The following is a 15,683-nucleotide window of genomic DNA, read 5'->3' as shown; positions in this document are numbered from 1 at the left end:
TTGCGATTACACGGCATCATTGACTTGTGCTGGTGCAGCATTATATACTTGTATTAGCACAACACAAAAAACTTGCAAAGGCACGTCCGTGGCCAAGCCCCATGAAAAACTCGCAGAGCCCCTAGCCATCCTCAAAGAGCTGCAGGAGCAAGGGCGGCGCATATTCAAGTCAGACGAGCTGACGCGCGTCCACCGGGAGCGGCTGGTGGCGAACGGATTTCTGCGCGATGTGATCAAAGGCTGGGTCATGTCCACCGGCCCTCAGGCCCAGCAACAGGACACCACCCCCTGGTACGCAAGCTTCTGGGAATTCTGTTCGCTGTACTGCAATGACCGGTTCGGCAAAGACTGGTTCCTGTCTCCCGAACAGTCCCTCCTGCTGCATGCGGAAGCGCCGACCATCCCTCCACAGGTGGTGGTGAATACCCCGAAAGGAAAGAACAACAGGATCGACCTGCTGTTCGGCACCTCCCTCTACGACCTTGCGGTCAAGGAAATGCCGGAACAGCTGACGGAGAAGAACGGTCAGCGGGTGCTTACCGTTGAGGCCGCGCTTATCCGTGTACCGGAAGGATTCTTCCAGCGCGCGCCTATCGAAATGCAGGTCGCCATGGCGTCCGTGCGCGATGTATCGACGGTACTGGCCCTCCTTCTTGATGGCGGCCATTCCGCCGTGGCGGGGCGACTCGCGGGCGCATTCCGCCGCGTAGGGCGTGATGCCTTCGCTGATGAAATTGTGGCAACCTTCAAAGCGGCCGGGTACGACGTGCGCGAGTCCGATCCGTTCGCGGGTCGGACCGGGGTTACGACCATAGCGGCGGGTGTGCCGCCGCTGGTCGCGCGCCTGCGCGCAATCTGGGAATCCCAGCGCGAAGCGATCATAGAGATATTCCCAAAGGCGCCGGGCCTTCCGTCCGACAAGAACGCTTACATGAAGTTCGTGGAGGATATCTACGAGAGCGACGCTTATCACTCGCTGTCGATCGAAGGCTACAGCGTGACGCCCGAGCTCATCGACCGCGTGCGCGAAGGAAGCTGGAATCCGGAGATCGATGAAGCGGACCGGAAAAACCGCGATGCGCTCGCCGCGCGCGGCTACTATCTCGCGTTTCAGAAAGTCAAAGAGTCCGTGGCGGCCATCATTGATGGCGCGCCAGCAGGAGCCTTGACGCGCGATACACACAGGGAGTGGTACCGGGAGCTGTTCGCGCCGTCCGTGACGGCTGGCATACTCAGGGCGAGTGCACTTGCCGGTTATCGGAACCACCCGGTGTACCTGCGCGGTTCGCAGCATGTACCGCCGCGAACAGAGGCTGTTCCCGATGGCATGAACGAGTTGTTTGACTTGCTGGAAACGGAGAAAGACGCTTCCGTGCGCGCCGTGCTGGGGCACTGGCTTGTAGGTTATGTGCACCCTTATCCGGACGGCAACGGCCGTATGGCGCGGTTCCTCATGAATGCCATGCTGGCGTCCGGTGGCTATCCGTGGACTGTTGTCAGGGTGGAAGACCGCAAGGCGTACCTGGCGGGCCTGGAAGAGGCGAGCGGCAACATGAATGTGAAGCCGTTTGCGGCGTTTCTGGCCGAGCGGGTTACTTGGTCTGCCGATCGAAGCGCCTGAGAAGCGTCAGCTTCTGGTGACGACGGTCAGAGGGATGCGGCGATGATCGATCAGCGCCTTTCCCACGAAGCCAAGCAACTGGAGAATAGGCTGCGTCGCTGCAGCTTTTGAGATTGCTGGCTGCACGATCCAAACCTTGTATTCGAAGCGATACTGATTCCAGCTCGCATGCAGCCTTCTCAAGACCCCCAGCGTACCACGGTCAAAGCGTGTCGACTCCCCACGCTCCAGCCGACGCTTCTCGCGGTTCATCATATTCCGAAGGAAGCGTTTTGGCTTGTGGCAAAACTGCACTGACTTCAACGCTTGCCCTGCAACCTCATAGAGATCGTCCAGCCGCGCCTTGCCCGCATCGGTACCAGCATATTTACAATGGCACATCAGCACATCGACCGATGTCTCCCGGACTTTGATCGCTATAACGTCAGCAAACTCGCCGGTACCGTCGTCATCGAAGATGATGTCGTAATCGCTTTTCTTCAGTTCTTGAATGACGCGGTACTGTACAGAGTCCGTACGGCGCTCCGGACCCTGCGATTCGATGCGCGGGTTTGTTCCAGTCCAGTCCCAAGGAACAATGGCACTATCCATTATGGGCGTTAAGTCCAGTTCCTTCGGCGGAACGTAGAGATGTGAGTAGATCAGGAACGATCCGTCGCCAAAGTCGATTTGCGGAGCATCGTCCGCAAAAGACTCCGCCATCGTCCGGTCATGCCGATGCGTTTTTATCCGGCAAGGCGGACCCGATGTTTGCCTATAAGTCGCGTCGGTCGCCGTGAAGCCGATTTCAAACTCCGCCTTCTTGTCGTGCGCGCGCACGTCAAACTTGAGCGCACCGCTACGAGCGGTGTTCGAGAGTGCGAGATCACACTCTGCAAACGGATAAGAACTCTCGCCGAATGAAATTTCAATTCGCTCCTCGAAGGACAGCAGAAGGCTCATAGGCCAATGAATCACCAGCGGGTGAGCATCTGGGCGTACAGCAATGAGGCGGGGTCGCATGGCAGACGCGAACGCCGCTGACTCCGGGATGGTGTCGTTGTCAAGGAGCGCACCCAGGCGATGACACCACGCAGTCCAGTCGGTGAGATCGTGGATGCGGGACTGTGACCAGAACTTTCCTTTGATCGAACAACCAAACGTACGCGGCTCGCCGTCTTCATAGCCACAACCAAAGATGTTGTTCTGAATGCGCTCCGCCTTCATCAGACTGTCTATACCGTCGCTAACGTCGATCCCCATGAGCATGGAGTAGCGCGTTCCACCGCCCTGGCGGTGCGTCATGCCCAAGTTGCGGATGACCAGCTGGTTGAAATCGTGGAAGCAACGAAACACTGCCTGATCCCTGATGCGTGTCGTGTCATCGCCACAGAGCGCTTTTGCAAGCTGATCAGACGCAGTCGGCCCAGTGCTGCTAATGTAAAGCAGTTCCGTTTGGTCATCCCAGTGGGCCAGTATCAACTCCCACGAAACGTCGGTGGCTGTGGCCGACGTTGGACGCACATGGCAGCTACGTTGCGCTGTCGCGGCATCGAGATGGGATGGACCTGCATTACGGCGGCGACGACTTCGCGACCCGCGAACGGCTTGTCCGCACGCTATCGCGTGACCGCGCCAAGGACATGGCTTCCGATTACGAGCTAGTACCTCTGCACAGAGGTTATGACGGGTTGAACCGGCTGAAGTTTGGGTAGGATGTCGTGGTCGACGAGCAGTTGGATGCTGCGCGCGACACCTGGTTGCCTGCGGATGAGGCCGGAGCGTTCGAGGGTTAGCACCATCTGGTGGACGGACGGCGGGGTGACGCCGAAATAGCGTTGCATGTCGCGTTCGGCCGGCGGCTGGCGGTTGATCTGCATATAAGCCCAGATGAAGGCGAGGTACTGGCCCTGTTTTTCGGTGAAGCTGGGACCCGCAGGCGTTTGCCCGTCAAGTAATTGATTCAATTTTCGATTCATCCGGAACCCTTGGCAACCGAGGAGGCTTTCTGGATGAATCTACGCTATCGTGTCGATCTCGACCAACCCGAACGCGATGAACTCACAGCGATGCTGGCAGGCGGCAAGCAGCCGGCTCGCAAGCTCAAGCGGGCGCAGATCCTGCTCGCCGTCGACGCGGGCTTGGGTGACGAGGCCATTGCCGCGACGGTGGTGGTCGGCGGCTCCACTGTCTATCGCACCAAGCGCCGCTTCGTGGAGATGGGTCTGGAGGCGGCGCTCAGCGAAGAGCCACGCGCAGGCGCGCAACGCAAGCTGACGGGCAAGGAAGAAGCCCTGCTGGTGGCCACCGCCTGTTCCAGTCCGCCGCCGGGCCGCGCCCGCTGGACCCTGGAACTGCTGGCCGGTGAGTTCGTCAAGCTGACCGATCACCAGGAACTGTCGCGCGAGACGGTGCGCCGACGCTTGGCAGACAACGATCTCAAGCCCTGGCGCAAGGACATGTGGTGCATCCCCAAGGTCGACGCCGAGTATGTCGCGCGCATGGAGGACGTGCTCGACCTCTATGCCGAGGCACCGGACCCGAAGCGACCGGTGGTGTGCTTCGACGAAAGCCCGACCCAACTCATCGGCGAGGTGCGACAGCCGATCCCGGCCGAACCGGGCCGGCTTGAGCGGTATGACTGCGAGTACAAGCGCAACGGCACCGCCAACCTGTTCGTCTTCCTCGACGCACACCGCTCCTGGCGCAAAGTCAAGGTCACCGAGCGGCGCGCCGCGGAAGACTTTGCCCATTGCATGCGCGACCTCGTCGATATCCATTACCCGCAGGCCGAACGCGTCAGGGTGGTGCTCGACAATCTGTCAACCCACTCGGCCGCCGCGCTCTACCAGGCTCTGCCTGCTTCAGAGGCGCGACGCGTCCTTCGACGGCTGGAATTCCACTACACGCCCAAACACGCCAGCTGGCTCAACATGGTCGAGATCGAAATCGGCGTCCTGCGCGGCCAGTGCCTCGATCGTCGCATCAATAGCTATGATCGCCTCGTCGCGGAGACCGCTGCCTGGGAGCACCTGCGAAACACCAGTGGCGCTCGCATCAACTGGATGTTCTCTACCGAAAACGCACGCCTTAAGATGGCCAAAGCCTATCCCAAGCCGACTTCCAAAGAGTCATAACCTCTGTGCAGAGGTACTAGCCCGCTTGATGCACGGCGATCGGCTTTCGGCGGCCTGCATGGCGATCTGGCCGCCCTTGGGGTGCATTTTGACAAGCCTCGTCGGGCGCCGGCGATGATCCGTCGTGGTGGAAGGCGGGGGTTTGCGGGTTGAGGTCGGCGGGTTTGTTTCGGGACGTCTGCGCCCCATCGTTTATGTCGCGAGTTGCGGGATGCGGCTGAGGACGATGCGCAGAATACGCTGGTCGGGGCAGGATGTCGGCAGGTGTAGGCGGATCTGGGTTTTCATCTCGACCACGCGGGCGGCGATCTTGATGAGGCGCAATCGCAGCGTGTCGAATTGGGCGACGGCAAAGCTCGAGCGTTTCGGCATCGCGGCGCGCAGGCCCCACATCAGCCAGTAGGCGCCGGCATGCAGGAACAGCCGGAACTGGTTGGCCGTCGCTCTTGTGCAGGAGGTGCGGTCGGCGGCGAGATGCGTCTTCCACGACTTGATGTGGTTCTCGGCAGCGCCGCGCCGGCAGTAGACATCCTCGTAGAGCGCCTTGGCCTTGCCACTTGCAAGGTTGGTGACGATGAAGCGGGTATCGGCACCTTGGGCGCCGACCTCGACGCGGGCGATGATGCGCTCTACGCGGCTCCAACTGGCGGCGCCGTCAAAAAACTCCTTGAAGCGGCGGACCTTGTTCGTCTTCGATGCTTCAAAGCGCGCCATCGTGCTGGTTTCCAGGTCCGCGACATGCTTGCGCAGGGTCGTGGTGGGCGCCACGCCGAGGATGAAGTCGACATCGTTGGCGCGGCACCAGTCGATGACCTGCGGACTACAATAGTGGCTGTCGGCCCGGATCAGGATCCGGGTGTTCGGCCAGTTGCTCCGGATCGCCCGCACCAGGCGGCGCAGGTGGGGGCGGATTTCTGCCCCGCTCGGCCGCTTCGCTGGTCGCAGGACCGCACCGACGAACCGGCCGTCGCCATCGAACACAACAATCGGCTGGAAGCCGTATTCGTCGTGATGGGCATTGAACAGGCGGAGCTGCTGGCCGCCATGCACGGCGTCAAAAGTGTCGTCAATGTCGAGCACGATCCGCTTCGGAACCTGGCGGAAGGAAGCGCAATAGAGGTCGACCATCGCCCGGCCCATAACGACCAGTTCCCGCACGCCAGGCAGGTTCTCCAGCCGGCACATCGTCGATTGCGAGGCCAGATCCCGACCCGAAGGCAGCGCATCCTGGGCCATCTTGAAGACCGGATCGCAGCGCAGCCGGTTGGCGTCGTTGCCATCCTCATAACCGGCGGCGATCATCTTCATGCGAAAGCCGATCATGTCCGCCAGGCTGTGGATGATCTGGTCCGGGCGGCGCGGATCGTCGATGCAACGCGCCACACGGTCGGCCACACGCAGCCGCTTTTCCACCTCGGCCAGAGCCAGAACACCACTGTTCGAGGACAACATGCCGCCGTCAAAACGGGCGACGACGGACTTGCCGCCGACTGATGACAAACCGCTCAGCGGCAGCGTAAGATCATTCATGGCGGGTGTGGTCTCCGGGAAATGGTTCGGATCGGCTTAAGCAACCAAATCCTACGTCATTTCAACGGCTTGCACCACATCCGCCAACCCCCATGAATTTTCCGGGCTAGCTGATGGAGAAAGAAAGCTGTCAGCTCCATAGTAAATGGCTTCCCGAGCAGCGGCACCGAGAGCCCTTTCGATCTTTGCAGGATCACTGAAATCCGGCATCGAATCCAGTGTAAGCCGGTCGTGGAATTCTCTGAGAAGCTTGTCGGCTGTGTCAGCAAAATCGTTCTCAAGATTGACAACGGAGTAGGTGCGATCCGACGCGGACTGAACCATCAGCCCGAGCAAGAGCATGAACTCATTGCTGTTTAGCTTGGTGGTAGACCAGCGCTTTTCTGGATCGTCGGCGACATTACCTTCGCGCAAATCAATAGCAACGATCCAATCGCGATACACGATAGCAGAAATATCATGCAAAGCCCCAGCGCTCTGCGCGAGAACACGCAAGTCATCAAATATTGTTTCGAGAGAACGCGCCTTTGGTCGCCCTGCGTTTTCCAATTCCATGTTTGTCATGTCGCGCAAATTCTTATGTGGGCTAGAGCAATTGTTCCAAAGAACTCTCCTCGCTCACCACTTAACATTCAGGTCGTCGTCGTAGAGCATACTTGGCAACATACCCATCATCACGTGGTCGGGCAGGATGCGGGTAGCCCGCTTCTTATGGACTTCGAACCCGGGGTATGCATCCCCAATGACCTGCTTAAAGAAAGCCTGCGTGCGAGGGTTCAGGCATTCCGTAATTTCCCACAGAAATGCGTGAACGGCCTCATAATCGGAGACGACCTCTTCGGGCCGATGAATCGCTTCGAGATGCTCGAAGAATCGTTCGACATGGTTTCCCGGCGTATTGAAGAGCGGGCGTCTGCCATCGAAATAGACCACCTCGATCTGCTCGCGGATAGGATCGACATTACCGTGCAATGCGAAATTTCTCCTATCGACGACGCGCATGAAATGCGCATAGGCGTTGGTGCTTTTGTCGATGTCGCGTGCAAAGCCATCGCAATGCTGGCTGAGCAGCGCGAGGCGGTCGGGAATCTTGGCCCGGATAAAGGCCTGATAGGCCTCCGGGGCATTTCGGATCTCATCGCGCGTGAACATGAGGATCACCATATTGATGAAGGCCTCGGCCATAACCGGCATCAGAAGGTGAAGCTTTAGACAGTTGCCGAAGAGATCGTTTGCGCGTGGGGATACGCCTTGCATGGCTTTTTCCAAAGTTTTCAACCGCGATTTGGCAGCCGGCGATCTCTTTGGAAAAGCAGTCTTTGCCGGGGCATCGACAATAGCTGCGTGCAAGTCGGCGCACAGGCCTGCGATACTGACAAACTTGTTCTGGAAGACGACGAATTTTTCTAGGCTCTGTAGTACGGCGGATTTCTGCGGACCGATCCTCGCATAATCCGTTCTGATACCGACAATCAGGTCCCGCCACTGCTGGTGCGTGAGCGCCTCGCCGACCATGATATGAATCTCGCGCGACATGCCGCAGACATACACGTCGGTCCCGCCGGCCTTGAGGCTGTAGTCCCAGTGTATCCAGTTATCGCTGTCGTCCTTGCGCAGGAAGTTTTGAAAACCATTCGGTTCGCCAAAGCGAGCTTTCAGATAACAATAGATGTCTACCGGCTTGAGCCGTGCCCTGACCGCGAGAATGGCACCGCCATCTCTTTTCTTAGGCTTCCGGTCGCGGATAACCCATTCCACAACTTCCTGCCGGGTAGCTGCCCGCCACTCACCGATATTGAGACAAGCCGGCTCTTTGACAGCCTGTCCCTTCGTTCGCTGATGGGATTTACGCACGATCGTCACGAATATTCAGCGTGTAACGTGTGTGTCGGAGTTCACCAGTTCTTGTCAGCGCACCCTTGGCAACCAGATCCTGCAGGTCCCTCGTCGCCGTGGCACGCGACGCCTGGCTGATGGCGATGTAATTCTCAGCGCTGAGATGACCCTTGAAACCGTCGATACCTTCCCGGAACATGCGAGCGATCACCTTCTCCTGGCGCTCGTTGAACTGACCCCGATGATGCTCGTAGAACTTGGCCTTGGCGATGGAGAATTCGACACGAGCAAGCGTTACGCGCTGCGCTTCAAGGATCGTGTTGGCGAAGTAGAGCAGCCAGTCGGTAATCGCGTTGCTCTTGTTGCTGCCTTCCAGGCTGTCGTAGTAGGCCTTGCGATGACGCTCGATCGTATAGGCTAGCGCGATGAGGCTCGGCTCGCCCAGATTTTGCGCCAGCGCCTTTTCACAAAGGGCGCGCCCTATGCGGCCGTTGCCGTCTTCGAACGGGTGGATGCTCTCGAAATAGAGATGCGCGATACCGGCGCGCGTCAGCGCGGGTAGCGGAGCCTGGCCCTTGGGCGCGGTATCGTTGAACCAGATGGTAAAAGCGTCTATTTCGGCCTTCACGCGCGATGAGGGTGGCGCTTCGAAATGCACTTTGGGCTTGTCCAGCCGATTGGAGACGATCTGCATGGCATCGGCATGCTGGCGGTAATTGCCGATAGTCTCGATACGCCGTTCACCCGACATCACCATCTTGTGCCAGGCGTAGAGGGTGCGATGCGAAAGCGGCTGCGCAAAATGCAAGTACACGTCGGCCATCATTTCGGAGACGCCTCGCTCCGCTGGAGGAATGCGTCTGTTTTCACCTCCAAGCCCAAGTTGCTGCCGTAAGGACGATTGCAGGCTCTCGCGGTTGAGGTATTCCCCTTCAATGGCGGATGTCTTCAAGGCCTCTTCGCTGATAAGCTCGATGCGGATCTGATCGCGATCCTCGGAACCGACGTGACGAAAGACGCCGAGGAACTCGCCCGATCGCAATAGGAACTCGCTTTCCAGCGGGTCCAATGCCATCTTGTCGTAGGTAAAATGCGGCCAGTCGGCCTGTTCCCAATTCCATGCCATGAGCTATAGAACGCCTTTCTATAACTCATAATGGCGAAAAAAGTGAGCTATAGCAATCTTATCTATACCTCAGTCAGTACCCAATAGGTGGCCGTAAAATACCCATATCCTGGGGCGCATCCGCCAAAGCCGGACGGGCTCTCGTGAAACCGAGCTCAAGCGAGTATCGCGCCGAGCCGGTCGCCGAAAAGAAAACACGCGGCGGCGATGCCGAATACGGCTGAAAAATACTGCACGCTGGCGGCAACGCGGGCAGATACCGGCCCGCAGGAGATAAAGCCACAGCAGCTAGGCCCGCCACCCCGACCGACTGCTTCCGTGGTGCTTCCGCGACGTATTTCCCGCCCTCTTCTTGCGGAAAAGAGGCCGTAACCGGGGCAAAACCGGTGGCGGACGCGGCGTTATGAATCGGGTGTATCGGGTTGGGGTGGGTGGCGGTTTAGCGGGCGGCGTGATTCCATTAGGCCATGGCGGAGCCACCAGATTCTCGAACGCTGGCCCCTGCGGACTTGCTCGACATGATCCTGCAGTTGCGGGCAGAGGTCGCCGGGCTTCGCGCCGAGAATGCGGCTCTGAAGGATGAGATCCGGCGTCTGAAAGGTCTACCGCCGCGCCCGACGCTGAAGCCGAGCGGGATGGAGCAGTCGTCCAAGCGGAACTCACCTGCGGCAACGGGTCCGAAGCGACGTGGCTCGAGTCGGGCGGTCGTCACCGAAGAGCGCCGTCTTTGTTATGAGCCGCCACCGGGCTCGCGGTTTGTGGGGCGGACAAGCTTCGTGGTGCAGGATCTGACGATCGGGGTGCGGGTGGTCCGCTATCATCGGGACCGCTGGCGTTTGCCGGATGGCCGGATCGTCGTCGCTGCGCTGCCGGACGGGGTCGACGGGCACTTCGGTTTGGAGCTTCGGCGTCTGGTGCTGTCGCTTTATCACCAGGGTCAATCGACCGTGGAGCGGATCGTCGCGTTGCTGCGCGACTTCGGCGTGTCGATCTCCAAGCGCCAGGTCGTGCGGATCCTGACCAGCAAGATCGACGCCTTTGTCGCCGAAGCGAAGCAGGTTCTGACGGCCGGGCTCGCTTCGGCCGGTTGGGTCAGCGTCGACGACACCGGGGCCCGCCATGGCGCGGTCAATGGCGTGTGCACGCAAATCGGCAATGACCGGTTCGCCGTGTTCACGACCACCAAGTCGAAGAGCCGGCTGAACTTCCTGCGGCTCCTGCACGGCGGGTCGGCCCGGTGGGTCCTGAACGCCGCCTCACGCGCCTACATGCTGGAGCGCGGGCTGCCGGTGATCACGACGGATCTTCTGCAAGCCGGGCGCGAGCCGTCCGGGTTCGAGGACGCGGCGTCATGGGACGCCCATCTGCTCGCCCATGGCCTGGAGCCCAAGGATGGCCCTCTGGACCCGTTCCGCATCGCCAGTGAAGGCGCGTTGTGGGGCGGTCTGACCGAGGCAAAGGCCCTCGACGGCACCGTCATCCTCAGTGATGGGGCGGGCCAGTTCGCAATCGGCGAGCACGCGCGGTGCTGGGTCCACATGGAGCGGCAGATCCATGCCCTCGATAGCTTCACCGACCCGCAGCGCCGCGCCAAGGCCCTGATCCAGAGCCGGATCTGGTGGCTCGACAACGACATCAAGGCGTGGTGTCTGGATCCCACGCCCCGAAGAGCCAGGGAACTGGCCCGGCGGTTCGACCGGATCGTCGGCATGAAGACCAGGTTCGTGACCCTCGACCGTCTGCTCGCGCGCATCCGGACCGACCGCCAAAGCTTCCTGAGGATCCTCCGACGCCCGGACATTCCGCTCCACACCAACGGCTCGGAGAACGACATCCGCAGCGTGGTGACCCGCCGCAAGATCAGCGGCGGAACCCACAGTGACCAGGGCCGTGCTGCCCGCGACACCATGCTCAGCATGATGAAGACCTGCAACAAGCTCGGTGTCAGCTTCTGGGATTATCTCGGCGATCGCCTCGGCATCCCTGGCAGCAAGATCCTACCGCTTCCCGTTCTCGTCGCCGCTCAGTGAACCCCAACAGCAGATCGACCCGCTCAAACGCCACCGGTTTTGCCCCGGTTACAAGAGGCCGTAACCGGGGCAGATTTCCGGGCGATCAGGCTGGAGCGGCTTGGCTGACGAGATCGGGAAGCGGCAGAACGGCGGTTTGTGTGGGGATACCAAGGCGGTCGCCGAGGTAGGCGAAGAAGGAGACGCCGAGCTTGGTGCAGGTCTTCATCAGGCCGAGCAGGACATCGCGGGCATCTCTGCCTGCGTCACTGACGGTCCCGCCGGAGATCTTGCGTTTTATAACCACGGCGCGAATGTCGTTTTCCGAACCGTTGGTGTGGAGTGGGATCTCGGGGCGATCGAGAACGCGCAGGAGTTCATGCTTGCGGCGGTGAAGCCGGGTGAGCAGCCTGTCGAGCATGACGTAGCCGGTTCGTCGTTTGAACAGGCGGTCGAAGCGGGCACGCAAGGCCGCCGCGCGGCGCGGACAAGGTGACCGCTGATAGCTCTTCAGGTCGTGATAGAACCACCAGATCAACTGGCGCATGACGTCAACGGCCTGGCGCTGGTCTGGCGTCATCGGCACCAATTTGTGGACGAGCCGCTCGGCGTGGACCCAACACAGAGCATGGTCGGCGATGCGGAACTGGCCGGCGTCATCGGAGACGATAACGGCGTCGGCAAGAAAGCCATGATGGCGGATCGCCCCCCACATCGCCCCCTCGGTGGCAATCTTGACCGGGTTCGGCTCAACCGCAAGCTGGTCGAGGCCCAGTGCTGCCAGATGCGCCTGCCAGGCGGCGCTGTCGGCAAACACCTTTTGCGGGAAAGCCGCCAGCCGGTCGATCACCGGACCAGCGAGGTTGCGGCCGCGCATATAGGCCAACGCCTCGTCATTGATGACGTAATCGCCGTGCCCGGCGCGCAGCGTTGCCAGGAACGCCCCCCGTGACTTCGATCGCCCGGTGCGGAACGCGGTGAAGCGGTCATCGCCGATCTGAGCGGTGTAGCCGTCCTGGTTGGCGTGGCGCGCCGACGTATCATCGACCGTGATCCAGCGCGCCGTGGCAAGTCCGGTGCGCAACACGTCACGATCCTCTGCAACGAAGACCTCGAGGCCCTCCGAAATCAGCCGCACCACCTGACGCTTCGAGATGTCGACGCCAATGCCCGTCAAGAGTGCGGTTAATCGCTCCGTCGTCACTTGGCCCTGAATATGGCAGGCCAGGATGAAGCGGCGCAGGTTCGCGCCCCAGCCGCCGACAATCCCCGACGGCAGTGGCGCCACGATCGTCTCGCCGCTCGGGGTCACCCAGCGTTCGCGCCGGTAGCGCACCACCTCGGCCGACAACACCAGATCGCGCACCAGGATCGTCTCATACCCCTTGAAGCGGGAGCCCGCAGGGGAGCTCACCGCAACCGTCACCTCGCGGCTCACACGAGCGCTGTCGCGCTTGGCGCCGCGCCGCCGACGCTTGCCCTTGGCCGCTTTCGCCCCCGTCGCCTTCTCCATCCCCGACGGTTTGGACGGCTTGATTGGCGGCCGCGGAGGCAGGTCCTTCAGACGCTTAATCTCGTCCTTCAGGCTCTGGTTGTCGGCGCGCAGCGCCTGGTTCTCCATCTGCAGGCTCTCGACCTGTCCGTGAAGACCCCGCACTTCGCCGAGCAGCGTCCCAACCAGCCCGCGGAGTTCCGCCAGCGACAGGCCTTCAAGCGAATCATTCGGCGGCAGAGTCACGCAAAGGGTGAATCACAAACCCGCCCCCCTGCAAACCCCACCTCCGCCCGGAAATCTGCCCCGGTTACCAAGAGGCCTTGCTAACCACCTGTTTTCACAGTATAAAAATGGCGCACCCGACAGGATTCGAACCTGTGACCTCTGCCTTCGGAGGGCAACGCATGAGCCGGTCGGAGTGTTCCCCTGGCACCGCGCCGACGCGAAATTGCGTCAAGGCAACCGAACAAGTGAGGGAATCTGCCATACTAATTCCCGTACTAATCCTAAGATTAGTATGGCGCGCGGCGGCTAAGTGCTTGAGATAATTGGCGCGCCCGACGAGATTCGAAGTCCTCCCCCCCCAGATTTGTAGTTTAAGCTGTTCGCTTACGCTGGTTTGTCGCAAGGCGAGGGCGGCGGTTAGAGGTTCTTTCCGATAGCTTTCTTGGATCAAGAGCCTTTCGGTGGCTCTGCGCTCAGATTTCCCGCAGAAGGCTTCGATTATGCAGTTCGGCCAGATCAATCCCCGGATCAATCCCGCGGAGCGCCACCGCATCGAACAGGAGGCATTAGGCCGTCGTCACCAACGCGAGCAGTTCATGCTGGAGCGTCGTCACAAGGCGTTGCATCGCCTTGACCTGCGGGAGCGGCGCTCGCTCGAAACGAAAATCCGGCGAGAAATCCTGGCGGCTGAAAGCCTCCACGTCGAAACGTGGAAGGCGCGCCAGCATCAGATCGAGGTCAACAATCTCGACATCACGGTTCCAGCGGTTGGTCTCAAAGCCGAGCCCAAAAGGAGCTGGAAAAAGAACATTGGCGAGAACTCCGGCCACAAGCAGAACCGCCCGCGGGGGCATCGCTATACGCGAGAGGAATGAAGACTCGGAGAGGGGTGCGTCTGATCGATCTCTTCCAGGAGGATTTCTGCGTAGCGGTCAATCGCCGCGGGCGCGATCTCGACATTGCCCAGCATCCACCAATGCGAACCATCGGCTCGTGTCCCGTTGTAGAAGGCGACATCGCACGTCTGCATACCGCCATACGTGCCGCAGATCAGGTACGAACGGCCAGGTTCGGGCCTGGATCGCATCGGCGTCCATGGTCCTGCTGCCATCTTCATCCGGCGCCTCCCATTTCTAAACGGCGGCGTTCTCAGCGGATGCTTCAACTTCCAAAAGCCCAAGCCGGTGAACGATTGCCTTCCCGATCGAATCCGTCATCGCTTCCGGGAAGCCACCTGGCAGCGATTCAACTACCTCATCAAACGCCCGCACCGCGCTTTCCGCGAGATCGTCGAAGATCGATTTTACAAGTGCCGCTCCCACTCCGGAGAGCTCAGCGGTTTGAATGAAATGGCGCGGCATGATGTCGTTGATGGCGTAGTGGCGGCCCTTGCCGACAGACATGGCAAGCTTGAATTTCTTCTTCTGGATTTGGCCAGCGTCCAGACTCGGCTGCGCGCTGAGCACGTCGTAAAGAGGCGTCATTCTGAACCGCCCGCCGGGTCCCAGAAAAATGCTGAAATTTTTCGCGTGGCCGTCGGTTGCTCCGATCAACCAGAACACAATGTTGGCCCGCATGAACATCGCGATGTCGCTCTCAGGCGTATCGCTGCCCTTCAGGAGCTCCAGGATTGAGCGCATGCTCGGGCCCCCGTCGGACTGATATTTTCGTGTGGGCGGGAAGGAAAGGGCTTGACAGCAATCCTCCTGCGGCAGGCGGAGCAGCCGATTATCACGTGTCCAGCGGCGATCAAAGCGCTCGATTATCAGCGTCCTTCGCTCTCCGAAGTCCGTGATTTCGGCGTCGGCGCTCGGCGCGCCGAATGCGGCGAGGAGTTTCAAGCAGAGATATTCGTTCTCGACACTGTTCGACAGGTCGATGCCGTTGGGCAGCTGCCGGATTTGAGGTTTGAGAATGTGGGTTGTCGCGCTCGTGCCAACGGGCTTGTACCATTTGCCGTCTTTGCGCAGCAGGGCCGTTTTCTCCTGCGCGCCCGCGATGGAAATCCTGAAATCATCATCCTCGCCCATGCCCAGCGGGGCAGCTGCGAGATTGCGAATGATGTCCCCAATCTCCGAAACGTCGACAGGTTTTCCGTCGGTACTCCCCGGCGCGCCTGGATTGATCCCATCCGGCAGAAATTGAAGCGCGCCGACGCAATCGTGACCAAGGGCTGTGAGCATGCTGTATGCGTCTGTGCCTGCGGCTCCCACTCTTTCCGCGACGCGCTTGCGGATTGCGTCGCTATCCGGCAGCAGGTTGTCGAACACGTTGATGACGGGTTCGCCGATATAGCGGTCCTCGCGCAGCGGTAGCGACAACGAAATCGGAAACGTCGCCCTCCAGCCAAGCCAGTCGAGATCATAGCGGAAATCGATAGCGCCGCTTGTCTCACGTCGCAGCACGCCAACAAGGCGGCTGTTGAGAAAGACGTTGAGGGGAGCGTGCGTTCGCTGGCGCGCCATTTAGAAGAGGTCCTCAATGTCCGCTGCGCTCGCTTTGCTCCGGTCCCGGACCACGAGTTCGAGGTTGAGGGCAGCGAGTGCCTCCATAACGGTGCGCAGTTGGACTGCGGGCTCGCCGGCTTCGAGCCGGGAGACCGTTCCCTGCCGAAGATGGATGTTGTGCCCCAGGCTTGATTGCGTCATCCCCGCCTGCTTGCGCGCGCGGCGCAGGATGGCTCCCAGTTGTTTTTCGGTACGGGCGATTTGCTCGTTCATGATGA

Annotated in this window: 14 protein-coding genes; 4 read left to right on the top strand and 10 right to left on the bottom strand. The window is 60.4% G+C overall.

Annotated features, from left to right (window positions below; translation table 11 throughout):
* The first annotated feature begins 88 nt into the window (after positions 1 to 88).
* Complete coding sequence (locus ACFSOZ_RS19135) at positions 89 to 1,621, top strand: Fic family protein (protein ID WP_378976427.1); 1,533 nt, start codon at positions 89 to 91, stop codon at positions 1,619 to 1,621.
* A 6-nt stretch (positions 1,622 to 1,627) separates the two neighbouring features.
* On the opposite strand, the gene ACFSOZ_RS19130 is transcribed toward ACFSOZ_RS19135, so the two are convergent.
* Both ACFSOZ_RS19130 and ACFSOZ_RS19125 read right to left on the bottom strand, forming a co-directional pair.
* Positions 1,628 to 2,956: a hypothetical protein gene (locus tag ACFSOZ_RS19130; protein ID WP_379100428.1), complete on the bottom strand. Its 1,329-nt coding sequence runs from the start codon at positions 2,954 to 2,956 to the stop codon at positions 1,628 to 1,630.
* 305 nt (positions 2,957 to 3,261) lie between these two features.
* Positions 3,262 to 3,567 (bottom strand): LexA family protein, encoded by a 306-nt coding sequence (locus ACFSOZ_RS19125; RefSeq protein ID WP_245330990.1) that lies wholly within the window; start codon positions 3,565 to 3,567, stop codon positions 3,262 to 3,264.
* Between the two features lie 45 nt (positions 3,568 to 3,612).
* Between ACFSOZ_RS19125 and ACFSOZ_RS19120 the strand changes: the two genes are divergently transcribed.
* On the top strand, positions 3,613 to 4,737 hold the full coding sequence (locus ACFSOZ_RS19120) for an IS630 family transposase (protein ID WP_095081716.1): 1,125 nt from the start codon (positions 3,613 to 3,615) through the stop codon (positions 4,735 to 4,737).
* A 192-nt stretch (positions 4,738 to 4,929) separates the two neighbouring features.
* On the opposite strand, the gene ACFSOZ_RS19115 is transcribed toward ACFSOZ_RS19120, so the two are convergent.
* Genes ACFSOZ_RS19115 through ACFSOZ_RS19100 form a run of 4 tightly spaced genes read right to left on the bottom strand, consistent with a single transcriptional unit; the run spans position 4,930 to position 9,229 of the window.
* Positions 4,930 to 6,267, bottom strand: a complete 1,338-nt coding sequence (locus tag ACFSOZ_RS19115; RefSeq protein WP_379100426.1) for an IS1380 family transposase — start codon at positions 6,265 to 6,267, stop codon at positions 4,930 to 4,932.
* A 51-nt stretch (positions 6,268 to 6,318) separates the two neighbouring features.
* Complete coding sequence (locus ACFSOZ_RS19110; RefSeq protein WP_378924507.1) at positions 6,319 to 6,831, bottom strand: hypothetical protein; 513 nt, start codon at positions 6,829 to 6,831, stop codon at positions 6,319 to 6,321.
* 54 nt (positions 6,832 to 6,885) lie between these two features.
* Positions 6,886 to 8,130 carry a hypothetical protein gene (locus ACFSOZ_RS19105; protein ID WP_379100424.1) on the bottom strand — a complete coding sequence of 415 codons (1,245 nt, stop codon included), beginning with the start codon at positions 8,128 to 8,130 and terminating at the stop codon, positions 6,886 to 6,888.
* Positions 8,114 to 9,229: a Fic family protein gene (locus tag ACFSOZ_RS19100; RefSeq protein ID WP_378924504.1), complete on the bottom strand. Its 1,116-nt coding sequence runs from the start codon at positions 9,227 to 9,229 to the stop codon at positions 8,114 to 8,116. The genes ACFSOZ_RS19105 and ACFSOZ_RS19100 overlap by 17 nt, the downstream gene beginning before the upstream one ends.
* A 518-nt stretch (positions 9,230 to 9,747) precedes the next feature.
* Between ACFSOZ_RS19100 and ACFSOZ_RS19095 the strand changes: the two genes are divergently transcribed.
* Positions 9,748 to 11,259, top strand: a complete 1,512-nt coding sequence (locus ACFSOZ_RS19095) for an IS66 family transposase (RefSeq protein WP_379100422.1) — start codon at positions 9,748 to 9,750, stop codon at positions 11,257 to 11,259.
* Between the two features lie 85 nt (positions 11,260 to 11,344).
* Here ACFSOZ_RS19095 and ACFSOZ_RS19090 read toward each other — a convergent pair whose 3' ends face one another.
* On the bottom strand, positions 11,345 to 12,976 hold the full coding sequence (locus tag ACFSOZ_RS19090) for an IS66 family transposase (RefSeq protein ID WP_379078746.1): 1,632 nt from the start codon (positions 12,974 to 12,976) through the stop codon (positions 11,345 to 11,347).
* A 482-nt stretch (positions 12,977 to 13,458) separates the two neighbouring features.
* On the opposite strand from ACFSOZ_RS19090, the gene ACFSOZ_RS19085 reads away from it, so the two are divergent.
* Positions 13,459 to 13,833 (top strand): hypothetical protein, encoded by a 375-nt coding sequence (locus ACFSOZ_RS19085; RefSeq protein WP_143748869.1) that lies wholly within the window; start codon positions 13,459 to 13,461, stop codon positions 13,831 to 13,833.
* Here ACFSOZ_RS19085 and ACFSOZ_RS19080 read toward each other — a convergent pair.
* From ACFSOZ_RS19080 to ACFSOZ_RS19070, 3 genes are read right to left on the bottom strand one after another with little or no spacing between them, the layout of a single operon-like run.
* On the bottom strand, positions 13,815 to 14,075 hold the full coding sequence (locus ACFSOZ_RS19080; protein WP_143748870.1) for a hypothetical protein: 261 nt from the start codon (positions 14,073 to 14,075) through the stop codon (positions 13,815 to 13,817). The two genes, ACFSOZ_RS19085 and ACFSOZ_RS19080, sit on opposite strands and share 19 nt — an antisense overlap.
* Positions 14,076 to 14,091: 16 nt before the next feature.
* Positions 14,092 to 15,423: a type II toxin-antitoxin system HipA family toxin gene (locus tag ACFSOZ_RS19075; protein ID WP_379100420.1), complete on the bottom strand. Its 1,332-nt coding sequence runs from the start codon at positions 15,421 to 15,423 to the stop codon at positions 14,092 to 14,094.
* Positions 15,424 to 15,678 carry a helix-turn-helix domain-containing protein gene (locus ACFSOZ_RS19070; protein WP_095090082.1) on the bottom strand — a complete coding sequence of 85 codons (255 nt, stop codon included), beginning with the start codon at positions 15,676 to 15,678 and terminating at the stop codon, positions 15,424 to 15,426. It abuts the gene before it with no gap.
* Positions 15,679 to 15,683: the final 5 nt, after the last annotated feature.

This window comes from Mesorhizobium newzealandense, assembly GCF_042682145.1.
GTDB lineage: Bacteria > Pseudomonadota > Alphaproteobacteria > Rhizobiales > Rhizobiaceae > Mesorhizobium > Mesorhizobium newzealandense.
This window is presented reverse-complemented; position numbering and strand designations above follow the sequence as displayed.